Source organism: Streptomyces sp. NPDC037410 (assembly GCF_055602235.1).
Genome location: NZ_JBVJWR010000003.1, coordinates 334,334 through 355,989 on the forward strand (window position 1 = coordinate 334,334; position 21,656 = coordinate 355,989).

17 protein-coding genes and 1 pseudogene are annotated in these 21,656 nt (G+C 72.7%); 7 read left to right on the forward strand and 11 right to left on the reverse strand.

What is annotated here, in order from left to right:
* Positions 1-97 precede the first annotated feature (97 nt).
* A complete protein-coding gene (locus ACZ7HT_RS06945) occupies positions 98-1,315 on the forward strand; it encodes a sensor histidine kinase (protein ID WP_471161120.1) in 1,218 nt (405 codons plus the stop codon).
* 7 nt (positions 1,316-1,322) lie between these two features.
* Here ACZ7HT_RS06945 and ACZ7HT_RS06950 read toward each other — a convergent pair.
* The 5 genes and pseudogenes from ACZ7HT_RS06950 to ACZ7HT_RS06970 all read right to left on the reverse strand — a co-directional run bounded on the left by ACZ7HT_RS06950 (position 1,323) and on the right by ACZ7HT_RS06970 (position 7,855).
* Positions 1,323-1,978 (reverse strand): annotated as a pseudogene (locus tag ACZ7HT_RS06950) (response regulator transcription factor).
* Between the two features lie 86 nt (positions 1,979-2,064).
* Positions 2,065-2,445 carry an FKBP-type peptidyl-prolyl cis-trans isomerase gene (locus ACZ7HT_RS06955; protein ID WP_471160816.1) on the reverse strand — a complete coding sequence of 127 codons (381 nt, stop codon included), beginning with the start codon at positions 2,443-2,445 and terminating at the stop codon, positions 2,065-2,067.
* A gap of 147 nt (positions 2,446-2,592) precedes the next feature.
* Complete coding sequence (locus ACZ7HT_RS06960) at positions 2,593-4,029, reverse strand: extracellular catalytic domain type 1 short-chain-length polyhydroxyalkanoate depolymerase (protein ID WP_471161123.1); 1,437 nt, start codon at positions 4,027-4,029, stop codon at positions 2,593-2,595.
* Between the two features lie 323 nt (positions 4,030-4,352).
* Positions 4,353-7,361 (reverse strand): aminotransferase, encoded by a 3,009-nt coding sequence (locus ACZ7HT_RS06965; RefSeq protein WP_471160819.1) that lies wholly within the window; start codon positions 7,359-7,361, stop codon positions 4,353-4,355.
* A 53-nt stretch (positions 7,362-7,414) separates the two neighbouring features.
* Entirely contained in the window at positions 7,415-7,855 is a 441-nt protein-coding gene (locus ACZ7HT_RS06970) for an Lrp/AsnC family transcriptional regulator (RefSeq protein ID WP_471160822.1), read from the reverse strand.
* Positions 7,856-8,018: 163 nt separating this feature from the next.
* Here ACZ7HT_RS06970 and ACZ7HT_RS06975 point away from each other — a divergent pair, with 163 nt between their 5' ends.
* The gene (locus ACZ7HT_RS06975; protein ID WP_471160825.1) at positions 8,019-9,650 is read left to right on the forward strand and encodes a multicopper oxidase family protein; all 1,632 of its coding nucleotides are present in this window, start codon (positions 8,019-8,021) and stop codon (positions 9,648-9,650) included.
* Between the two features lie 30 nt (positions 9,651-9,680).
* Here ACZ7HT_RS06975 and ACZ7HT_RS06980 read toward each other — a convergent pair whose 3' ends face one another.
* Entirely contained in the window at positions 9,681-11,018 is a 1,338-nt protein-coding gene (locus ACZ7HT_RS06980) for a D-arabinono-1,4-lactone oxidase (RefSeq protein ID WP_471160828.1), read from the reverse strand.
* Positions 11,019-11,282: 264 nt separating this feature from the next.
* Here ACZ7HT_RS06980 and ACZ7HT_RS06985 point away from each other — a divergent pair, with 264 nt between their 5' ends.
* Positions 11,283-12,536: an amino acid deaminase/aldolase gene (locus ACZ7HT_RS06985; RefSeq protein ID WP_471160831.1), complete on the forward strand. Its 1,254-nt coding sequence runs from the start codon at positions 11,283-11,285 to the stop codon at positions 12,534-12,536.
* A gap of 62 nt (positions 12,537-12,598) precedes the next feature.
* Complete coding sequence (locus tag ACZ7HT_RS06990) at positions 12,599-13,213, forward strand: TetR/AcrR family transcriptional regulator (protein ID WP_471160834.1); 615 nt, start codon at positions 12,599-12,601, stop codon at positions 13,211-13,213.
* Positions 13,214-13,247: 34 nt separating this feature from the next.
* Here ACZ7HT_RS06990 and ACZ7HT_RS06995 read toward each other — a convergent pair whose 3' ends face one another.
* Positions 13,248-13,859: a TetR/AcrR family transcriptional regulator gene (locus tag ACZ7HT_RS06995; protein ID WP_471160837.1), complete on the reverse strand. Its 612-nt coding sequence runs from the start codon at positions 13,857-13,859 to the stop codon at positions 13,248-13,250.
* Positions 13,856-15,352: an MFS transporter gene (locus ACZ7HT_RS07000; protein ID WP_471160839.1), complete on the reverse strand. Its 1,497-nt coding sequence runs from the start codon at positions 15,350-15,352 to the stop codon at positions 13,856-13,858. Before ACZ7HT_RS07000 ends, ACZ7HT_RS06995 begins: the two co-directional genes overlap by 4 nt.
* 207 nt (positions 15,353-15,559) lie before the next feature.
* Between ACZ7HT_RS07000 and ACZ7HT_RS07005 the strand changes: the two genes are divergently transcribed.
* The 3 genes from ACZ7HT_RS07005 to ACZ7HT_RS07015 all read left to right on the forward strand — a co-directional run bounded on the left by ACZ7HT_RS07005 (position 15,560) and on the right by ACZ7HT_RS07015 (position 16,965).
* Positions 15,560-16,036, forward strand: a complete 477-nt coding sequence (locus ACZ7HT_RS07005; RefSeq protein ID WP_471160841.1) for an SRPBCC family protein — start codon at positions 15,560-15,562, stop codon at positions 16,034-16,036.
* 84 nt (positions 16,037-16,120) lie between these two features.
* Positions 16,121-16,693, forward strand: coding sequence for a DUF6434 domain-containing protein (locus tag ACZ7HT_RS07010; protein WP_471160843.1), 573 nt, complete (start codon positions 16,121-16,123; stop codon positions 16,691-16,693).
* Positions 16,690-16,965: a hypothetical protein gene (locus ACZ7HT_RS07015; RefSeq protein ID WP_471160846.1), complete on the forward strand. Its 276-nt coding sequence runs from the start codon at positions 16,690-16,692 to the stop codon at positions 16,963-16,965. Before ACZ7HT_RS07010 ends, ACZ7HT_RS07015 begins: the two co-directional genes overlap by 4 nt.
* Before the next feature lie 4 nt (positions 16,966-16,969).
* Here ACZ7HT_RS07015 and ACZ7HT_RS07020 read toward each other — a convergent pair whose 3' ends face one another.
* The 3 genes from ACZ7HT_RS07020 to ACZ7HT_RS07030 form a co-directional block, all read right to left on the reverse strand.
* On the reverse strand, positions 16,970-19,726 hold the full coding sequence (locus tag ACZ7HT_RS07020) for an AfsR/SARP family transcriptional regulator (protein ID WP_471160848.1): 2,757 nt from the start codon (positions 19,724-19,726) through the stop codon (positions 16,970-16,972).
* A 150-nt stretch (positions 19,727-19,876) separates the two neighbouring features.
* Positions 19,877-19,999 carry a hypothetical protein gene (locus ACZ7HT_RS07025; RefSeq protein WP_471160850.1) on the reverse strand — a complete coding sequence of 41 codons (123 nt, stop codon included), beginning with the start codon at positions 19,997-19,999 and terminating at the stop codon, positions 19,877-19,879.
* 107 nt (positions 20,000-20,106) lie between these two features.
* On the reverse strand, positions 20,107-21,570 hold the full coding sequence (locus ACZ7HT_RS07030; protein WP_471160853.1) for an RICIN domain-containing protein: 1,464 nt from the start codon (positions 21,568-21,570) through the stop codon (positions 20,107-20,109).
* Between the last annotated feature and the right edge of the window lie 86 nt (positions 21,571-21,656).

Below are 21,656 nucleotides of genomic sequence, written 5' to 3' on the forward strand. Positions count from 1 at the left end.
ACGGGGCGGTGAGCAGCCCTCCGCACGGGGCGGTGAGCGGCCTTTCGCACGGGGTGGTGAACGGCCCTCCCTACGGGGCGGTGAACGGCCCTCCGTACTGCGCGGTGCATGGCTCTCCGTACAGGCCGGCGAATGGTTCTTCGCCGTCGTCGGGCTGCCCCTCGCGCTGCTCTGCGGCATCTACGCGATCGCCGTCCTGTACGCGGGAGTGCTGCTGTCGCTCACGGTCCTCGGCCTGCCCTTCGTGGTCGCCGCCCTGCTCGGCGCGCGTGGTCTCGGCGCCCTGCACCGACGGCTCGTCGGCAGACTCCTCGGGGAGCCGATCGAGGCGCCGACCGGGCTGCCCCGCCCCACGAGCCTGATCGCCCGCGGCCGTGCCGTGCTGACCGACCCGGTCGGCTGGCGGACCCTGCTCTACCTGGTCCTGCGGCTGCCGCTCGGCGTCCTGGGGTTCGTCGCGGCGGTGGCGCTCCCGCTCGGCTCCGGCTGGCTGATCGGATTCCCGCTCTGGGTCCGGCTCCTGGAGCCGGAGCCGCGGCCGTTCGACTGGACGGACGCCGTCTCCGTACCCCTGGGTCTGCTGCTGCTCGTCGCGGTGCCTGGCGCGATCAGGGCGCTGAGCGGCGCGAACCGGCGACTCGCGGGACTCCTGCTGGGCCCCGCTCCGGCACAGCAGCGGGTCAGGAGGCTGGAGACGGCCCGTGCCGTCCTGCTCGCGGAGAACACCGACCGGCTGCACCGCCTGGAGCGCGACCTGCACGACGGGACCCAGGCCCGTCTCGTCGCCCTGGCCATCACCCTCTCGCTGGCCGACGACGCGCTCGCCGCCGACGCGGGCCCGGAACTGGAGCGGACGCGCGGCCTGGTGGAGCGAGCCCGCGGCCAGACCGACGACACGATCGCCGAACTGCGCGGGCTCACCCGGGGCATCCGGCCGGTCGCGCTCGACGGCGGCCTCGCCCAGGCACTGCCCGGCCTGACCGCCACCTTGCCGGTGCCGGTCGCCGTCCACCTCGACCTGCGGGAACGCCCGGAACCTGCGGTAGAGAGGGCCGTCTACTTCTGCGCCGCCGAACTGCTCACCAATGTCGCCAAGCACAGCGGTGCGCGCTCGGCGGAGCTCGGGGCGAGCGCCGCCCGCGGGCGGGTGCGGCTGACCGTGCGCGACGACGGGCGCGGCGGTGCGGCGCCCGGCGGCGGGACCGGCCTGAGCGGTCTGGCCGAGCGGCTGGCGGCGGTGGACGGCGTCCTGACCGTGGACAGTCCGCCCGGCGGGCCCACCACGGTCACCGCCGAACTGCCGTCGTGCCTGTGAGCGGTGCTCAGCCCGCGTCGCGCCCGCTGTCGCGTCGCCGGGCGGGCCCGGCGGGGGCTGGGCCCGCGCTCTCCGCCAGGTACGCAAGGACGGCCTTCACCCGCCGGTTGTCGGTGTCCGTCGCCCGCAGGCCGAACTTCAGGAAGACGGCGGCGACGTGCTTCTCCACGGCCCGCTCCGACACCACCAGCGAGGCGGCGATGGCACGGTTGGAACGGCCCTGGGCCACCAGCTCCAGCACCTCGCGCTCGCGCGCCGTCAGCGCGTCCACCCGGCCGCGCCGCCCACCCCGCATCAGCCCGGTGACCACCTCCGGGTCGAGCGCCGTGCCCCGTCGGCGACCTGGTGCAGCGCCTCCACGAATTCATCGGTGCGGGCGACGCGTTCCTTCAGCAGGTACCCGACGCCCGCCGCACCGTCCGCCAGCAGCCGGGAGGCCCAGACGGTCTCGATGTGCTGCGAGAAGACCAGGATGCCGACCTCGGGCGTCCGCGCCCGGATCTCGACGGCGGCGCGGATGCCCTCGTCGGTGTGGGTGGGCGGCATGCGGATGTCCACCACGGCCACGTCGGGCCGGTGCTCGTCGACCGAGGCGACCAGTTCCGGGGCCGTCCCGGCGGTGGCCACCACCCGTCAGCCACGGGCGCCGAGCAACTCGACCATGCCGTCCCGCAGGATCACCGAGTCCTCGGCCAGCACGACACGCAGCTGTCTGTCGGTCACGACGCCCTCCCTCGCCCTCGGCCGCCTCAGGCGGCGACGGAGAGCAGGTCCACCACGAAGACGAGCGTCGAGCCCGGCGGGATCAGCGGCGTGGGCGACTGGTTGCCGTAGCCGAGGCGCGGGGGAACGATGATCTCGCGCCGACCGCCGACCTTCATCCCCCTGATCCCGCGGTCCCAGCCCTTGATGACCCTGCCACCGCCCACGGCGAACTTGAACGGCTGCCCCCGGTCCCAGGAGGCGTCGAACTCCTTGCCGGACGCGAAGGTGACCCCGACGTAGTGAACCTGGACCACGTTGCCCGGCTTCGCCTCGGGCCCGTCGCCGACGACGAGGTCGCGGACGGTCAGCTCGGTGGGAGCGTCGCCCCGCGGAAGGCCGATCTCGGGCTTCGTCGGTTCACTCATCGCAGTCTCGTTTCTCTCCGCCGGCAACCCTCGTGCAGGCCGGCCGGGCGCATGGTCACCCTACGCGGTAGCCACACGCGCCTCGGCTGGAGCGTCGTGGAGATTCCGCAGTCCGGTTCAGTCCGGTTCAGTTCGGTTCAGTCCGGTTCAGGCCGAGCAGCCGGAGTCCGCGAGGACGTAGTAGCCGGGTGCCGTCTGCTTGAGGGTGTGGGTGATGAACGTGTTGTACAGCCCCATGGCCTGGCCGGAACCGGTGGCGTACGTGTAGCCGCCGCTCTGGTACGCACGCCCGGCGGTCGTGTGCTGGTAGTTGTTCGCCGTGAAGCAGGTCGGCGTGTACCCGGTGGTCGTCGCGGTCACCGGCGAGGAGACCGCCCCCACCGCCCCGGCCGCGTCCACGGCCGCCACCGTGTAGGCGTACGTGGTGCCGGTGGCCAGACCCGTGTCGGTGTAGGTGCTCGACGTCGTGGTACCCACCTTCGCACCGCCCCGGTAGACCGCGTAGGAGGAGGCTCCGTCGACCGGGTTCCAGTTCAGGGAGGCCGTGCTGTCGGTGGTCCCCCCGACCGTCAGACCCGCGGGCGCGGGCAGGGTGCCCGGGTTCTGCCCGCCGTCGCCACCGTCGAGCCCCCAGAAGCGGGCGGTGTGGTAGCTGGAGCAGATGGTGTCGAGGTAGTAGGTGCCGGTGGTCCCGCACTGCTCGGCGCCGCTGCCCGGGTCGACCGCCAGGCCGTGCGCCATGCCGGAGATCGAGTAGACCGACACGGCGGGCCTGCCGGAGGCGTCGTCGTACTCGCTCAGCGTGGTGCCGCCGGAGAGACTGTCGGTGCGGGAGGGCGTCTGGCCGATGCCCCACACGTTCGTCCACTGGTCGCGCAGCTCGGTGGCGTTGGCCGGTGCGACGGTGGTGTCCGAGGTGCCCTGCCAGATCGCCACGCGGGGCCAGGAGGCGGTGCCCGCGGGTGCGGCGGAGCGCACGAGGTCGCCCCACTGCGCGGGCGTCTTGTTCGGCGGGCTGTACATGCAGGTGTACGCGGCGGACACGCTGGTCGCGCAGTACGCGGGCAGCCCCGAGCCGATGGAGCCGCCCGCGAAGACGTCAGGGTAGGCGGCGAGCATGTCCGCGGTCATGCCGGCACCCGCGGACAGACCGGTGATGTACACCCGCCGGGTGTCGCTGCCGTAGCGGGCGACGGCGGTGTCGACCATCTGCCTGATGGACAGCGCCTCGCCCTGACCGCGCGTGGTGTCACCCGAATCGAACCAGTTGAAGCAGGAGTTGGCGTTGTTCGCGCTGCTCGTCTGGGGGAAGACGAGGGCGAACCCGTACTGGTCGGCGAACTTCGGCCAGCCGGAATGCGCGTAGTAGTCGCTCGCGCTCTGCGTGCAGCCGTGCAGGGCGACGACGAGCGGTGCACCCGCGGCGAGCCCGTCCGGCACGTACGTGTGCATGGTCAGGTTGCCCGGGTTGGAGCCGAATCCGGTGACCTGGGTCAGTCCGGCGGCCGAGGCCTGGGGGCTCGCGGCCACGAGACCCGCGGTCAGGACGAGGGCTCCCGCCGCGGCGGTGAGCCAACGACGTATGCCGCCGGACACACGGTCTCGTATGCCGCCGGGCACACGCGCCCGTACGGGGCGGAACGGAGGGTGGGGAGGGTACGGCTGTCCCATGGCTCATGCCTTCCGAGGGGGGATGGGGCCCACCGGCGGCCTGCGCGGCCCGCGCCGCCGGTGTGGCGTGCATCATCCGAGACGGCCGGCCGGCGTGGACATGGGCGGGACAGCCAGCCTTGGCGGAGGCGAAGTGTGACGGCCAAACACATGTCCCGCTCCTCAGACGCCGCCGGGCGCGGCGCTCGACCGGAGCGCCGTACCCCGGTGCGGCCCGCGAGGGCGCGACGGAGACGTCACCGCGCGCGGCCGTGGCCGAGTTGGGTGAGGGCCAGGTCGAGCATGGCGGTGAAGAAGTCCGCCGCGGCGGTGTCGATGCACAACGGCGGTTTGATCTTGAGGATGTTGAGGTGGTCCCCGGTGGGCTGGACGATCACGCCGAGGTCGAGCATGCGGTCGCAGAGCTCGGCGGTCTCCTCCGTGGCGGGTTCCAGGGTGATCCGGTCCCTGACGAGTTCGAGGCCGAGGTAGAGGCCCGAGCCGTGGACGGCGCCGATGATGCCGTACCGGTCGGCCAGTGCCTCCATCCGGCGTTTCAGATGGCTGCCGACGCGCACCGCGTTGCCCTGGAGGTCCTCGTCGCGCAGGGCGTCCAGGACGGTGAGGCCCACGACGCTGGAGACCGGGCTGCCACCGGTGGAGGAGAAGAAGTAGCCCTGCTCCCGGTACCGTTCCGCGACCGACCTGGACGTGATGACGGCGCCCAGGGGGTGCCCGTTGCCCATCGCCTTGGCCACGCACACGATGTCCGGGACGACCTGCTGCTGTTCGAAGCCCCAGAACCAGTGCCCCAGGCGGCCGTAACCCACCTGGACCTCGTCGGCGACGGCGAGTCCGCCGTGACGGCGGACCGCCGCGTACACCTGGGCGAGATAGCCGTCGGGGAGCGCGACCCCTCCGGCGTTGCCGTAGAACGTCTCGCCGATGAACGCCCCCGCCGGGCGGCCGGCGGCGGCCAGCTCGTCGATCACCGCGACGGCCTCGGGCCCGTAGCGCACGGCATCGTCCCCGCGGTGAAGGCCGCGGTAGGAGTTGGGCGAGTCCACGGTGTGCACCCAGCTCGGGCGGGTGGCGAGGGCGTTCGGGTTGTCCTGGAGCGAGGTCGACACCGCGTCGGAGGCGTACGTCCAGCCGTGGTACGCCTCGCGCAGCGCGACGACGTCGTCGTGTCCGGAGGCGCCGATGGCCAGCCGGAGACCCAGATCCACCGCCTCGGAACCGGAGTTGACCAGGAACACGGTGTCCAGGGGCTCAGGGAGGAGGGCGGCGAGGCGCTCGGTGAACTCCACCACGGAGGCGTAGTGGAAGCGCGAGTTGGTGTTGAGCCGTCGCAGCTGGCGGGAGACGGCCTGCTCGACCCGGGGATGGGAGTGTCCGAGCGGAGTGACGTTGTTGACGATGTCGAGGTACGCGCGGCCGTCGGTGGACAGCAGGTGATGGCGCCAACCTCGTTCGATACGGGGAGGGGCGGCGTAGTAGTGACCCTGGACGGTCGCGAACACGGCGTCGCGTCGATCCAGCAGGTCCGTGCGCGGGGCACGCCCGACCGCCGGGAGGCCGAGGAGCGGGCCGGGGTCGGCGGTGAGCGCGAGCCAGCCGGCGGCGTACTCGGGGCGGACCAGGGGAGGGACGGCCGGGCCGGCGGCGGCGCGCAGCGCGACGTGGACGGAGGTTCCGGAGGGGAGGTGGGCGAGGTCCGCGCCCGCCCGGAGCGTCGCACCATGGCCGACGACCGGGGCGATCGAGCGCGGGAAGGAAAGTTCCAGTACGTGGGGACCGTACGTCATCTCGACTCGGCCCGGCGCGGCGGCCAGGACCTTTCCCGCGGCGGGAGCCTGCACCACGGTGTCGCGGCCGAGCCACAGGTCGACACCCGTGGGCACCGTGGCGGGAGACGCGCCTGCCAGCGCCGGTGCCTGGCTCAGTCGCGCCTGGCCGTACCGCGTGGCGACCGCGGCCGCCCCGTCCGCGAGCGCGGCGGCCGCGAGGCGGGCCTCGGTTCCGGCGTCGCTCCAGGCTCCGTCGTCCATGGCGTCGGCGTCGGTGGACAGGTCGACGACGGCGATGTCGTCGGCGGGCAGGTCCCGGAGGAGAGGCTGTGGCGGCACATCCGCCCGTGCGGGCAGGTCCCGGAGGAGCGGCTGCGGCGGCACATCGGCCCGAGCGGGCAGGTCCGCCAGGCCGATCGCGTCCTTGACGAGGCGGATCATCACCGGAAGGGGCAGGAGGGTGGCCTGCTCGAATATCCGCCACTCGCGGTCGAGGGCCGCCTCGGCGTAGGCGTTGTCCTCGTCGACGGCGGTCTGATGGCGCCCGCTGACGACCAGACAGGCGGCGCGCAGCACCACGAGCGGCCACAGCGCCTCCGCCTCCTCCGGGGAGAGCGGCCGGACGGCGTGGAAGGCGCGGACGGCCGGCAGGACGTGGTGGGGCTCGACCCCGTCGTGGTGGAGCATCGAGGAGACCGAAACGGCGAGCTCGCCGACCGCCCAGCTGGTGGTCACGTCACCGAAGTCGATGACGCCGTCCGGCAGGGGAGGACGACTGCCGGGACGGCGGATCAGGTTGTCGTCGGTGAGATCCAGGTGCACGGCCTGCGACGGAAGTGCGTCGGCGAGCCGCTCGACGCGCGCCCAGGCCCCGGCGGTCGCGGCGTGGACGGCGGCGCGCCGGTCGGGCTCGCCGATGTGCCCGGCGAGCCTGGCGACGACGCGGTCGGCGTACCGCGGATCCCACTGGAGTACACGATCGAGGCCCGGGTGCCGGAAGTCCCGCAGCGCGCTGCTGACCTTTCCGGCGATCGTGCCCATGGCCGCGACGGTGCCGGGGGAGAGGTGCCGGGGTCCCGAGAGCGTCCCGCCGGGCAGATGCCGCAGCAGCCGCGCGACGGCCGGCCCGCTCTCGGTCTCCACCGCCGTCCGGCGCGGGGAGCCGTCGGGACGCCGCAGGACGGTGGCGACGCGCAGCTCCGGGTGGGCCGAGGAGACCAGGTCGGCGGCGGCGTCCTGGGCTTCGATCTCCACGGCGCCGAAGGCGGGGTTGGCGATCTTCAGAACGGCCGCGGCCGCCCCGTTCTCGTCGCGCAGCAGGAAGTTGGCGTCCTGCTGGCTTCCCAGCGCCTCCGCCCGCGCGCCGGTCCCCAGGTGCTCGGCGGCGATGCGTTCGGCGTCGGCGGGTGTGACCCGCGGGGCGGGAAGGGCGTCCTCGGTGAAGAAGTCGACGGTGCGGTGTTCGTCGTGCGGCATACGGGGTTCCTCGGCTGGTACGGGCGGGCTGGGCTCGGACGGTTCCGGTGCCCTCAGTCGACGTGCCACAGGAAGCGGTGGGTGTGGATCCCGAAGTAGGGGAAGTTGTCCACGCCGACGACACCCTCGACGGGCCGCACGACGTCATTGATGAAGTCCAGAAGATCACGGGGCTGAGGGCACACGACCTCCGCGAAGAGGTCGAATCCGCCGGACGTCAGGACCGTGTACACGACCTCGTCATGCCGGGACAGCTCATCGGCCACCGCCCGGGGATCGCCGTCGACCCGCAGGCCGAGCAGTGCCATCGCCTGCTGGCCCATGGTCATCGGATCGGTCACCCCGACGACCTGGACGGCCTTGGCGTCGATCATCCGCTGCAAGCGGAGCCTCGCGGCCGAGGGCGACAACCCCACCTTCGGCCCCAGCTCGGCATAGGGAATCCGCCCGTCGACCTGTAGCTCCCGCAGGATGGCCCGATCGATCTCGTCCATGAGACCCCTCTCGCCGCTGCCCGAACGGCAGACACTGTGCTTGTTTCCATCACATTGAAGTACTTGCTCGCTCGAATCAAGAGCCCAGCCGCTCGAATCGCGCGTACCGCGCGCGGTGTGCCATCAGGACCGCCTCGGCCGAGTTGATCTAGATTGCCCGGATATGGGAGAAAGCAGCGGAATCAGCCGTCGATCCGTACTCAAGGCCGTCCCCGTCGCAGGTCTCGCGGCCGCGCCCGCCGGAATCCTGGCCGGGCGGCGTGCCGCCGCTGCGACGGCGCCCTTTCCGCTGCCCTTTCCGCTGCGCTTTCCTCAGCCCGCCGTGTCGGCCGCACGCCTCGTGCCCGGCTCCCCGTCGCCGGTGCTGGAGGAGACGCTCGACGTACGGTTCACGGACGTCTCCGTGCCGGGCTACGGGCGGATCACCACCCGCACCTACAACGGGACGATCCCGGGCCCGACCCTGCGCGTACGCGGCGGGCAGACCCTGCGGCTGACGCACGTCAACGGCCTTCCGCCCAACCCGCCCCACACCGGCGGCCACAACACGCCACACCACCCCAACAGCTTCAACCTGCACACCCACGGGATGCACGTCTCCCCGTCAGGGAGCGCCGACAACGTGCTGCGCGCGTTCGCGCCGCGCACCGCGGACGAGGCCGCCGCCGGTGCCGCGGAGCCGCGGTACGTGTCGACCGTCCACGTGCCGGCCGACCACCCCGCCGGGACCTACTGGTACCACCCACACCTGCACGGATCCATCGCGGAACAGATCGTCGGCGGTATGGCCGGAGTGATCGTCGTCGAGGGCGACGTCGACGAGGTCCCGGAGATCAGGGCGGCCGCCGATGTCGTCGTGTGCGTCAACGAACTCAAGGTCAAGGACGGCAAGGTCCCCGCCTTCACCTCGGGCGGCTGGGTGACCGGCGTCCCCTCCGTCTTCACCGTCAACGGGACGGTCGACCCCACCCTCCGGCTGCGCCCCGGCGAGGTGCAGCGCTGGCGCCTGGTCGCGGCGACCGCGTTCACCGCCCTGCGGCTCCGGGTCGTCGGAGAGCGGGGAAGTCTGCCGATGCACCAGATCGCACAGGACGGCGTCACCTTCGGGAGACCCGTCGCCCTCGACCTCCTCGACCTGGCCATGGGCAACCGCGCCGACGTCCTGATCCGGGGCGGCGCACCCGGCCGGTACGCACTACGGGCCGACGGGGTGACCGGCCCGCTGATGACGATCGAGGTCGCGGGAGAGCCCGTCGATCCGCCGATGGAACTGCCGGCGTCGCTGCCGCAGGGCAGGCCCTTCCTCGACGAGAAGGACATCGCCGACCCCGGCGCCGACCGCGAGGTGGTCTTCCACGCCGACGCGGGCGTCTTCCCCGGGCCGTTTCCCAACGCCTTCCGCGTCCTGGGCGCCAACGCGACCCCCGCGGCCGACCCCCACGGCGACCTCACCCGCGACCCCGCCTACGGCCTGTTCGACCCCGAGTTCACCAACCACACCCTGCGCCTCGGCACCGTCGAACGGTGGACCGTCCGCACCGACGAAACCCTGCCGGCGCACCGCCACCCCTTCCATCTGCACACCAACCAGGTCCTCCTCACCCACCGGAACGGCCAACGGCTCGACCCGCCGATCTGGCACGACACCATCGGCCTGGCCGGCGGCAGACCCGGAGAGAGCGCCACCTTCCTCGTCGCGTACGAGGACTTCACCGGCCGCACCATCGCCCACTGCCACCAGCTGCACCACGAAGACCTCGGCATGATGCAGGCCGTCGAGTACGTCGGACCCTGAGTCGGCACCCTGCACCTTGAGCGGAAAGGGTCAGTGCACTTCGGGGGCGACGGGTACGGCCTCGGGGGCGAGCCCCAGGACCCGGTCGAGGTACGGGTTGGCGAAGAGGCCGGTCGGATCGAGCGCGTCGCGCAGGGCGACGAACTCGTCGAAGCGCTCGTAGCGTGACCGCAGGGTCCCGGCGTCCAGCGTGTGCATCTTGCCCCAGTGCGGGCGGCCGCCGTAGGAGCCGAGGATCTCCCCGCACGCGTCGAAGTAACGGCGGTACGGCATCCGGTGGTACTGGTGGAAGGCGATGTAGCAGCTCTCCCGCCCGTACGCGGTGGACAGCGGGATGTCGTCGGGGGCCGCGAACCGTACCTCCAGCGGGAAGGACACCCGCTCGCCGGTCGTGTCGATCCACCGCTTGAGCTCGCGGAGCGCGTCGACGGCGTGCTTGCGCGGGATCGCGAACTCGCCTTCGTGGAACCGTACGTCGCGGGGCGAGGCGAAGACCCGCGGGGAGAGGTCCGTGAACTCCCGTGCCGACATCGCCCGCGCGGCGAAGCGGGCGATCGGCGGCACCAGGACCGGGACCGCGGTGCCGAGCCGGCACAGGCCCTCGAAGCCGAGCCCGCTGACGGTCTCGTCGATACGGCGGGTCAGGGCGCCGATCGGCTTGAGCGGCGTGGTCGCCGGCAGCCGGCGGAAGCGCCGGGTCAGGGCGGTCTCGCTGTGTGGGAACCAGAAGAACTCGAAGTGGTCGTTGTCCTTGGTCAGTTCGTCGATCCGGTCGAGGACCTCGGCGATCGGCATCGCCGCGTCGCGGGCGTGCAGGGCGAACTGCTCGACGCACTGGAGCGTGACCTCGGTGACGACGCCGAGCGCCCCGATGCCGACACGGGCGGCCCGGAACAGCTCGGGCCGCTCCTCGGCCGAGCAGCGCACGACCGACCCGTCGGCGAGGACCAGCTTCAGTGCCCTGACCTGGGTGGCGATGCCGCCGAAGCGCAGCCCCGAGCCGTGCGTCCCGGTCGAGATCGCCCCGGAGACGGTCTGCCGGTCGATGTCGCCCATGATCTCCATGGCAAGCCCGTGGGAGGCGAGCAGCGGGCCCAGCTTCCACAGCGGCATCCCGGCGTCGACCGTGACGAGCCCGCTCTCGGCGTCCACGGAGCGTAGACCGGCCAGGCGGTCGAGCCGCAGCTGGACGCCGGAGGCGACGGCGGCGCCGCTGAACGAGTGCCCGGAGCCGATGGCCTTGACCCTCAGCCCGTCCCGGGCCGCCCCTTCGACGGCGGAGACCACCTCCGCCGTACTTTCCGGCCGCAGGACCCGGACGGGGCGGGCCGTTTCGTTGCCCGACCAGTTGCGCCACACCTCGGTCATGCCGGACGTCCTCTCGACGGAATCAACGGAATCAACGCTCGAATCGACGGAATCGACGGAATCGACGGAATCGACGGAATCGACGGAATCGACGGAATCGGCTGAGTAGCGGGCGCGGCGCTCGTCGAGGCCGCGCGGTCCCCGGAAGAGTGAACTTGGACCGCTGACCAAGTCAAGAGGTCGGGACGCTTGACCTGGACATGCGACCAAGAGAGGGTGAGCGCCACCCGAGCAGGTTCCGGCACCGAGAAAGGCACGTACGTCATGGGACGTCCCACCCTCGCCACGGACACGAGCCACGCCACGGCCCCAGGCACGCACCCCGCGCCCCGGCCTGCGAGCTTCCCGGACCTCCAGCGCGCCACGGCCGGTCTCCAGCCGCCGTTCGCCGTCGTCGACCTCGGGGCGCTGCGGGCCAACGCCGCGCAGATGGTCCGCCGCGCCGGCGGCAAACCGATCCGCCTGGCCAGCAAGTCGCTCCGCTGCCGCCGCCTGATCGACGACGTCCTGAACCTGCCCGGCTACGCCGGAATCCTCGCCTTCACCCTCCCCGAGGCCCTGTGGCTGGCGGAGGACCACGACGACGTCCTCGTCGGTTACCCGACGGCGGACCTGCCCGCCCTGCACCGCCTGGCGGGCGACGAGCGGCTCGCGGCGCGCGTGACGCTCATGGTCGACTCGGTGGAGCACCTGGAATTCATCGCCGCCGCCGTCGGCCCGGACGGCCCGCAGCTGCGCGTCTGCCTCGACCTGGACGCCTCCCTGCGCCTGGCCGGCGGCCGACTCCACCTCGGGATGCGCCGCTCGCCGCTGCACGCGCCCCGGCAGGCCCGCGACCTCGCCCTCGCCGTACTGGCCCGGCCGCGGTTCCGGCTCGTGGGCGTCATGGCGTACGAGGGGCAGATCGCCGGCGTCGGGGACGCCCAGCCCGGCCCGGCCCTGGCCCGCGCGGCCGTCCGGCTGATGCAGCGCGCCTCCGTACGCGAACTGCGCGAGCGTCGAGCCGGGGCGGTCAGAGCCGTACGGGCCCTCGCCCCGCTGGAGTTCGTCAACGGCGGCGGAACGGGCAGCCTGGAGACCACCTCCGCCGAACCGGCCGTGACCGAACTCGGGGCCGGCTCCGGCCTGTACGCCCCCGGGCTCTTCGACCACTACCGCCGCTTCAGCCCCCTGCCCGCCGCCCACTTCGTCCTGGACGTCGTCCGCAGGCCCGCGCCCGGCCACGTGACCGTACTCGGCGGCGGCTGGACGGCCTCCGGCCCGACCGGTCCCGACCGGCTGCCCGTGCCGACCCGGCCGGCCGGGCTGCGGCTGCTGCCCCGCGAAGGGGCGGGCGAGGTCCAGACCCCGCTCACCGGCGCCGCCGCCGACGACCTGCGCATCGGCGACCGCGTGTGGTTCCGGCACGCCAAGGCCGGCGAACTGTGCGAGCGGGTGAACGAGCTGCACCTCGTCGAAGGCGACCGGATCGTCGACGCCGTCCCGACCTACCGGGGCGAAGGCCACGCCTTCCTGTAGCCGCCTGCCACCGAGGTACGTTGACCGGGCCCGCCGCACCCGACCTCACCCAGGGAGAACACATGGCCCGCCAGTCGGCCGACGAACGCCGCGAACAGCTGGTCGAGGCGGCCATCCGCGTCATGATCCGCGACGGCGTCGCCAAGGCCACCACCCGGGCCATCGTCGGCGAGGCCGGCGCCCCCCTGGGGGCCTTCCACTACTGCTTCCGCTCGAAGCAGGAACTCCTGCACAGCGTGATCGAGCGGATCATGCTCCGCTCGCTGGCCTTCCCTCCCGCGCCGCTCGCCGACGGCGCCCCCGCGCCCGAGGTCATCCGGGCCACCCTGCACGCCTACTGGGACCGGATCCGCGAGCGCCCCGACGAGCACCAGCTCACCTACGAACTCACCCAGTACGCGCTGCGCGAGCCGGGCCTCGCGGACGTCGCCCGCCGCCAGTACCAGCACTACCTCCAGGCCAACATCGACCACCTCCAGTCCGTCGCCCGCCTCGCCGGCATCCGCTGGACCACCGAGATCCCCGTCCTCGCCCGCTACGGCCTCAACCTCCTGGACGGCCTCACCCTCAACTGGCTGATCGACCGCGACGACGCCCAGGCGCTCGCAGCCCTCGACGCCTACGCCGCACACCTGTCCACACTCGCCGTCCCCGAGCCGTCCGACGCCGTGGGCTGACCGGCCGCCCCCTCGGGGCTGCTGGGCTCCCGTCTCAGCTCCCGTCGACGAGGTGCTGGATGCCGGGGGCGTAGAGGTCCGCGAGCCGTTCGGCGGTGGTGTGGGCGGTGGCGCCGTCGGGGCGATGGAGGCTCAGGGTGGCGCCCAGGCCCAGAAGCTGGCCGGCGACGAGTTCGGCGCGCAGCCGGGCCTCGGGGCCGGTGAGGACTTCGGCGAGGCGATCGGTGATCTGCTCGCGGAAACGGGCGCGCAAAAGCGTGCGTTCGTCCTCGATGCCGAGGGAGAAGACCACGCGCAGGAGGGGGTCGCCGCGGAGCCGGTCGCGGAGGTCGACCATGGTCAGGACGAGGTGCCGGCCGAGGCCGGGCAGCGGGGCGCCGAAGAGTTCGTCGGCGGCCGAGCGGAAGTCGACGACCGTGTTGAACAGCGCTTCCTTGCTGCCGAAGCGCTTGACGATCAAGGACGGGCTCACTCCGGCCGCCGCGGCGATGCCGCGCATGGTGACCTCGGCGTACGGCCTGAGGGTGAACGCCCGCCGTGCCGCGCGGATGATGGCCTCGCGTCCGGTCTCAGGACCCGCTTCCCCTCCGTCCGTGGGGGAGTTCCCGGCCGTGGGCAGGGGGGTGGGCTCTTCGGCGGTGCTCATGCGTTCCCTCGGGCGGCGCTGGTGGGCGGTGACGCCGCGACCGTACCCCCCGACCGTGCCCCGTCGCTCGCGCCGTCCCGGCCCGGTCGGTCGGAGGGCAGGAACAGGGTGGCGACGAGGGCTGCGAGAGCCGCTCCGGCGGCGATCAGGAAGACCAGCAGATAGGCGTGGAGCGTCGGCGCGGTGCGGCCGTCGACCACGAAGGTGATCCGGGCCAGTACGGCGATCACCACGGCGCTGCAGCAGGCCTGGCCCACCGAACGCATCAGGGTGTTGAGACCGTTGGCCGACGCGGTCTCGCTCACCGGCACGGCCCGCATGACGAGGGCGGGCAGCGCGGAGTACGCGATGGCCGTGCCGCAGGAGACCACGGTGGCGCCGGCGACGATGAGCCAGAGGCTGTGACTGGTGAAGAAGCGCACCACGTAACCCAGGGCCATGACGACCGCCGCGACGGCGAGCGCGGTGCGGGGGCCGTACGTGGCGGATATCCGCGCCGAGAGCGGAGAGAGGGCCACCATCGAGAGCCCGCCGGGCAGCAGACAGAGACCGCTGACGACGATGGACGCGCCGAGGCCGTAACCGGTGCTCGTGGGCTCCTGTACGAGCTGGGCGGTGACCAGGGAGTTGGCGTAGAACGAGAAGCCGATGAGCAGAGCCGCGACATTCGCCAGCAGCACGGCGGGCCGGGCGGACACCCTCAGGTCCATGATCGGGGACGGCGTACGCAGCTCGTACCAGCCCCAGAGCAGACCGACGGCCACCGAACCGCCGAGCAGGCCGAGCGTCAGCGCGGACGTCCAGCCCCAGTCGGCACCCTGGGTGATCGTCAGGAGCAGACCGACCAGCACGACGGCGAGGCCCAGCGTCCCCGGTACGTCGAAGCGCCCCCGGGAGCGCACGGCCGACTCCGGCACGATCCACAGCACGAGCAGGAGATCGAGCGCGCCGAGTGCGGCGGACGCCCAGAACATGGTGTGCCAGTCGAAGTTCTCCGTCACGACGGCGGCCAGGGGCAGTCCGATCGCCGCGCCGATGCCGAGCGAGGAGCTCATGAGCGCGATCGACGGCAGTACGCGCTCGGCGGGGAGCTCGTCGCGGATGATGCTGATGCCGAGCGGGATCACCGCGAGAGCCGCTCCCTGGAGGGCCCGGCCGGTGATCAGCACGCCGATGTCGGAGCTGACCGCGCACAGCAGGGAACCGAGGGTGAGCACCCCGAGCGACGCCAGGAGGACCCGCCGCTTGCCGTACAGATCGCCGACCCGGCCGAGCACCGGAGTGAACACCGCGCCGGTGAGGAGGGTGACGGTCACGAGCCAGCCCGCCGCGCCCACGCTCGCCCCGGTCAGCTCGGGCACGTGCGGCAGCAGCGGTACGACGAGGGTCTGCATGACGGCGACGACCGTGCCGCAGAAGGCGAGGACGGGCACGACGAGCCGGGAACGGGAGGGTCCGGATGTCGTGCCGGACAGGGGTTCGACGGAGGTCATCGTGCTCCAGGGACGGCGCGGGAAGCGGAAAGGGCAGGGGTGCACACTTGTTCACCCCCCTCTCAGGGTAAACAAGCGTGCACCCCGTGCCAAGAGAGGGGGTGGCCCGCATACGGCCCGCTGCGCGTGCAGGTGGGACGGGGTGCGATTAGCGTCGGCTTGGACCACGGACACCGCTCCCCACGAGAAGCAAGGAAGGCGGTCGCAGTGTCCCGTAATCGCCGTTTGATCCTCAGCCCGCCGTCCAAAGTGTGGAGCCTGCTGTCCGACGGCTACCGCTACGGAGAGTGGGTCTCGGGAACGCAGCAGGTCATCGCCGCCGACCCGCACTGGCCCGAGGTGGGAGCCCGGCTCAGGGTCCGGGTGGGCGTCGGTCCACTCACCCTCGACGACACGTGCGTCGTCCGCATCTGCGAGCCCGAGCGCCGCCTGGAACTGGAGGCGAAGGCGGATCCCTTCGGCGCGGCCCGCATCGCCATGAACCTGATCCCCTGGGGCGAGCACACCCTCTTCCTTCTCGAATGGCATCCCCTGCGGGGCCCCGGCACCCGCATGCACGGACTCCCCGTCGACTACGTCGTCTCCATCCGCAACGGCATGATGCTGACGAAACTCGCCCGGATCGCCGTCCGAGAGCAGCAGAGGAGCTCCGCCGAGGTCCCGTCAGGGACCGCCGCCCGGTGACGCGTCGAGCACAACTCGCGACGAGGCCCCGCAGAGAGAGCCCCGGACGAAAGCCGGCCGCACCGCCGCTCCTATCCTGGGCACATGAGTGCGCATGCCGGTACTGAGCGGCGACCGGAGCCGACCGCGGCGCTGACCGGGGACGAGTTGGCCCGCTGGTACTGGACGCTGGCCGAGCTGACCGTGCTCGCCCGGGAGCTCGGTGTACCGCGAGGCGGCGGCAAGGCCGCCCTGACGGAACGGCTCCGGGCCGCCTTGGACGGCGTTGCCCCGCCGGCCGAGCCGCCCCGGAAGCGCAGCACCGGACGACAGCTCGCCGCGCCGGTGGACGGGTCCACCGTGATTCCCGACGGCCAGCGGTGCAGCCAGGTGCTCCGCGCGTACTTCCACCGCGAGATCGGGCCGGCCTTCCACTTCGACGCCCCCATGAGGGCGTTCGTCGCCGAAGGGGCAGGGCGCACCCTGGCCGACGCCGTCGCCCACTGGCACGCCACGCGCCAGGCCGCTGCGCAGCCGCAGGAGATCGGCTCACAGTTCGAGCTCAACCGCTTCCTGCGTGACTGGAACGCCGAGCATCCGGGTGGCGGCCGCGCCGAAGCGCTCGCCGCCTGGCGCGCCCACCGCGACCGGCCCCGTGACCCCGCCGGTGACTCATGACCTGGAACGAAGCAGAGTACGTCGACTGCCTGGAGGCCGAACGGCGTGGCTACGCATGGGTCATGCGGCACCACGGCGGACTGACTCCGGAGGAGGCCGAACAGGCCGCCCTGGAGTGGTACCCGTACGAGCCGGCCGAGGCCCCCCACCGCGGACTGGTCTTTCACGATGAGGCGTGGCACTGGGCGATGGAGGCGATCCACGGCGATCGCTACGTAGTGGAGCACCCCGAACTGGCTGATCCGTCACCCGACTACCGAGCCCTCGACTAGCCGGTCAACGCCCCACCCACGACCCGTCGCCGGACCCACCCAGCCCGTTCAGCGCGGCCCCCAGGCGGACCACACCCTGTGCGTCGACCAGCGACGTCCCCTGGGCGTCCACTCGGCGCATCAGCGGTGTCATCAGAGGCAGCCCGGAAGGCGGCCGGTCCGCGCCCACGGCGACGTGCAGGCGGGCTACGAACCGGGCGAAGCCGGCAGGGCTCGACGGGTCGTCCGGGTCGCCCGCGAAACGCTCGGCCCTGGCCATCGCGGCCTCCGACTCCCCGACGCGCCCCGTGGCGCGCAGGACGAGCGCGAGCAGTACCCCCGACATGTGAAGGCGCCGGGCGCTGCCGGTCTCCTCCGCCCAGGCGAGCGCCTCGCGCAGGTCCGCCTCCGCCGCCGCGTACGCACCGACCAGACTCGAAAGCCAGGCCCGCGTGTGCAGCGCCCGGGCGCGGTACTCGGGTTCACCGGCCTCCGCCGCCCGCCGAGCGGCCGCCCCGGCGAGCCGGCAGGCGTCCTCGTAATGGCCACGGCTCGGGAACAGGCTGCAGACCGCGATCAGCGTCAGCAGGTCCACGGCCGTCCGCAGGGCGTCGGGGACCGACGCCAGCGACTGCTCCACGGCCGAGGTCAGCACGGCGTGCTCCGCGCGGAACCAGGCACGGGCCTGCTCGGTGTCCTCGAAGGCGATGCCCGCATGGCCCGCCGGGTGGAGCCAGGGGGGTGAGGGCACGTCGCCGGGCAGCGCCGTCCGTGCCACACGCACCGCGCTGCCGTAGAGGAGGGCCAGGACCCGGCGCAGCGCCGCCGCCCGGTCCTCGGCGCGCTCGGCGGACTCGGCACGGCGCCGGCCGTAGAGCCGGAGCAGGTCGTGCAGGCGATAGCGACCCGGAGCGGGAGACTCCAGCATTCCGGCGTCGACCAGCCCCTCCGCGAGGTCCTCGGCAGCGTTCTCCTCGATGCCGAGCAGGGCGGCGGCGACGGGCAGCGGCACGTCGGGGGCGTCGAGGAGGGACAGCAGACGAAAAGCCCTGGCCTGATCGGGCGTCAGGGCCCGGTAGCCGAGCCGGAACGCCGACTCCACCGCGTGGTCGCCGTGGCTCAGCTCGCCGAGCAGGGTGCGGGCGTCCGCCAGACGCTCCCCGAAGGCGCGCAGGCTGTGGCGCGGCAGGGCGGCGAGGCGGGCACCGACGACGCGTACGGCGAGCGGCAGACGGCCGCAGGAGTCGGCCAGGGCCCGGGCGGCCTCCGGCTCCGCGGCCACGCGTGCCGAGCCCGCGAGGGTGCCGAGCAGCGTCACCGCCTCCGTCTCGGCGAAGACGTCCACGGCGAAGGAACGGGCGCCGGGGACCGCGAGATGAGGAGCGCGGGTGGTGATGAGCACCGCGGAGCCGGCCGTTCCGGGCAGGAGGGGACGGACCTGGGCGGCGTCCCGGGCGTCATCCAGGACCAGCAGCACACGACGGTCGGCGAGCAGGGTGCGCAGCAGCGCGGACCGCTCCTCCAGGTCCAGCGGCAACCGCTCGGGCGGCGTGCCGAGCACGGAGAGGAGATCGGCGAGCACACCGGCCGGGTCCGCGGGAGTGGCGCCGGCACGCAGGCCGACGTACAACTGCCCGTCGGGGAAGGCCGCACGCAGGCCATGCGACACGTGGACGGCGAGCGCGGTCTTGCCGACGCCGCCGATGCCGGTGACGGTCGCGACGGACATCGCCGGGCCGTGCTGCCCGGGGCGGGCCCGGAGCAGGTGATCCCTTATCTCGCCGATGAGCCGGCTGCGCCCGGTGAAGTACCCGATGTCGGTGGGGAGCGGTGCCGCGGACCTCCTCGCGCGGCCCTGCTCGCTGTCCATGTCCGGAGGTGTTCCGGGCCGCCGGTGCACGGGGAGGTGCGGGACCGCCGAACCGCGGGGATCGCCGGCGGTGCCGACCGCGCGGGACGAGGACACCGGACGGACGACGGTGCCGCCACACCGCGCGAGGGGCTGCGCTCTTCCGGTACGGAGTGCACGACGGAGGTCCCGCAGCTCCGCCGACGGCTGCGTCCCCAGTTCCCGGGCCAGCACCTCGCACGCCTCGTCGTACACCCGGGCGGCCTCCACCTGGCGCCCGGTGCGCTGCAGGGCCAGCATCAGCAGCCCGTGCGAACGCTCCCGCAACGGAAACTCCCGGACCATCGAGCGCAGTTCGGTGACCACCTCCCCGTATCGCCCCAGCTCGACGGCCGTGGCGTACAGGTCTTCGCGTGCCGCCGCCAGGGACTCGGTCAGCTGTTCACGACGGCGCTCGGCCCAGGGCCCGGGCACCCCCGCCAGGGGGACGCCCTGCCAGCGCCCGACCGCACGCGTCAGCCGCTCGTACACGGCCTCGGCGGAACCGCCCCGGTCCGCGGTCTCGTGCGCGAACACCTCGGCGTCCACGACGACCGAGGGCTTCGGGAACCGGTACCCGCCCTCCGTGCTGACGATCATCCCGCTGCCGGACCGCGGCGGCCGGTCCGGCTCCAGGGCCGCGCGCAACTGCGAGACGTACGTGCGGACGGCCGAGGACGCACTGCGCGGCGCGGCAACCGATCCCCACACCCCCTCCACCAACTGCCCGACCCCGACGACGTGGCCACGCCGCGACACCAGCATCGCGAACACCGCCCGCTGCTGCGGAGGCCCGAGCGCGACCCACTCCCCACCCCGCCGGGCCCCGACCGGCCCGAGAAGCCGCACGGCCAGATCCCCCGCTCGTGCCGGTGACTCCGTCAACCTCTGCATGACCACTCTCCCCCTGACCTCGCGCCGCAGTCCGTCGCGGCTCGTTCCGCTCGACCGGCGCCGGTACGTTCATCGGACGTTGAGCCCGGCGGATCCCTCCCGTCGAAGGCCGTGGTCTTCGACGGGAGGGCGCCGTGCACGAGACGAGGGCTACGCCTCGAGCTCCTCCGAGTCGTCCGACTCATCCGGACGACCCGGCGCGTCCGCGGCGTCGACGCCGATCTCGCTCTCGTCGATCGGCGCGATACGGTCACCCGGGCGGGCTCCGTCCATGCTGTCCTCCTGTGGTCAACGCGCGTGAGTGCTAGGTGATCGCCGGGAACCCGGCTGGTTCCCGGCGCGTTCATGAGGGGCGGAGCAGTGGGCCGCAGGGCGGGGCCCTACTGGAGCTTCCACTGCATGGAGTCGAGACCGTCCGTCGTGGCGCAGGAGGAGACCGTCAGCTGGCCCTCACCCGTGGGCGCGCTGAGGCACAGGTCGCCCTGTTTGGTTCGCACGGTGTACCAGCCGGGGCGGTTGGGCGTGGCACGGAACCGCCAGAGCTGGTTGTCGCTTCCACCGCCGTTCACCTGGTGCGACCAGGTCGTGCCGTTGGCGAAGTTGTAGTCCAGGACGCGGGCGTCGGCTCCGGTGAGCCCGCTGCGTTCGGTGTAGCGGTTCTCGATGAGGAAGTAGCCGCCGCCCTTGTCCCACAGATGCCACTGCTGGTTCTCGGTTCCGGTCGCGTGATAGCCGTAGACGGCGGCGCCGTTGTCGGTCCGGTACGCGTAGAGGTCCGCGAGGTCGCCGTTCCAGTTGGCCAGGGTGGTGACCTTGTCGTGCGCGGGCTGGCCGGCGGCGCCCTGCAGGGTGCGGAAGACGGCGAAGGCGGCGTCGCGCCAGGCTGCGGCAGCGGGGTCGTTCCCGAGGCTCCCCGAGAAGTTGCCGATCTGGGTGGGTCCGCTGTCGAAGGTGTCCCCGTTGAGGAGGGGGCCGCCGCTCGCGCCGCCGGAGAGGTCACTGTCTCCGGTGCAGGGGCCGCCGACGCCCAGGATCTGCGGCGGGCTGTCCGGCCCTGAGTAGGGCTGCTTCACGCACGTGTGGAACTGGTTGCTGTTGGCGGGTATGCCCGCGAACACGACCTGCGCCGGCAGTGAGCCGATGCTGAACTGGTAGCCGGAGGAGCCGACGGCATCCTGGACGTGCGTACCGTTCCGGGTGTTGAGCGCCAGGAAGGCGGTGTCGTCCGTCTGGTGGCCGTCCGCGAAACTCCCGACGACGCCGACGCTGCGGAAGGTCCACGTGCCGTAGGGGGCGCGTTCGACGTCGCCGTCCTTGGAGTAGCCGGGGGTGAACTCGTACACGGCCTTGGGATTGATCCCGCCCCTGCCGTCGTCGATGATGCAGTGCCGTGCGGTGGCGACCATGTCCTTGCTGTCGCTGGTGATCACATTGCCGGTGCACACATTGACGAACCACCAGCCGGGGTTGTTCTCGTCCGGCCACGCCATGCGGATGCGGCCGGTCGTGGCCCGGAGCCTGGTGTCGCCCGGAGACCCGGGAGTGAGCATGCTCTTCGCCTTCTCCGTAGGAGAGGTCGCGGGCGCCTTTGCGGCGGACCGCCCGGCGCCGAGTGCCCTGGCCTTCGGGCGAACGGCGTTCGGCTTCCAGTCCGGCCGTTCGCCCTTGAACGGGCGGAGGGTGCCCTTGGCGTCGTGCCGGCCCCAGAAGGCCCGCTGCTGGGCATCGCTGCCGGCGGCCGTCCTGTAGACGCCACCGTCCGCGCCCCGCGGCGCGGGGGTCGCCGGGCCGTCGGCGTACGCCGAGACGCTCGGTAAGGCCGCGGTGAGACTCGCGGCGGCCAAGGCGAGAGTGAGCGCATGTCTGCGCAACGGATTCTCCATTCGATGCGTGGCTGATCGAGTTGCATGGAGAGAGTCGAACGCGCGCG

Excerpts from the sequence above, each read along its gene's own strand:
- ACZ7HT_RS06990 (WP_471160834.1), top strand. The coding sequence starts at position 12,599 with ATGGCCCGCCAGTCGGCCGACGAACGCCGCGAACAGCTGGTCGAGGCG.
- ACZ7HT_RS07015 (WP_471160846.1), top strand. The coding sequence starts at position 16,690 with ATGACCTGGAACGAAGCAGAGTACGTCGACTGCCTGGAGGCCGAACGG.
- ACZ7HT_RS06970 (WP_471160822.1), bottom strand. The coding sequence starts at position 7,855 with ATGGACGAGATCGATCGGGCCATCCTGCGGGAGCTACAGGTCGACGGG.
- ACZ7HT_RS06955 (WP_471160816.1), bottom strand. The coding sequence starts at position 2,445 with ATGAGTGAACCGACGAAGCCCGAGATCGGCCTTCCGCGGGGCGACGCT.
- ACZ7HT_RS07000 (WP_471160839.1), bottom strand. The coding sequence starts at position 15,352 with ATGACCTCCGTCGAACCCCTGTCCGGCACGACATCCGGACCCTCCCGT.
- ACZ7HT_RS06975 (WP_471160825.1), top strand. The coding sequence starts at position 8,019 with ATGGGAGAAAGCAGCGGAATCAGCCGTCGATCCGTACTCAAGGCCGTC.
- ACZ7HT_RS07025 (WP_471160850.1), bottom strand. The coding sequence starts at position 19,999 with ATGGACGGAGCCCGCCCGGGTGACCGTATCGCGCCGATCGACGAGAGC.
- ACZ7HT_RS06965 (WP_471160819.1), bottom strand. The coding sequence starts at position 7,361 with ATGCCGCACGACGAACACCGCACCGTCGACTTCTTCACCGAGGACGCC.
- ACZ7HT_RS06995 (WP_471160837.1), bottom strand. The coding sequence starts at position 13,859 with ATGAGCACCGCCGAAGAGCCCACCCCCCTGCCCACGGCCGGGAACTCC.
- ACZ7HT_RS07010 (WP_471160843.1), top strand. The coding sequence starts at position 16,121 with ATGAGTGCGCATGCCGGTACTGAGCGGCGACCGGAGCCGACCGCGGCG.
- ACZ7HT_RS06980 (WP_471160828.1), bottom strand. The coding sequence starts at position 11,018 with ATGACCGAGGTGTGGCGCAACTGGTCGGGCAACGAAACGGCCCGCCCC.
- ACZ7HT_RS07020 (WP_471160848.1), bottom strand. The coding sequence starts at position 19,726 with ATGCAGAGGTTGACGGAGTCACCGGCACGAGCGGGGGATCTGGCCGTG.
- ACZ7HT_RS06985 (WP_471160831.1), top strand. The coding sequence starts at position 11,283 with ATGGGACGTCCCACCCTCGCCACGGACACGAGCCACGCCACGGCCCCA.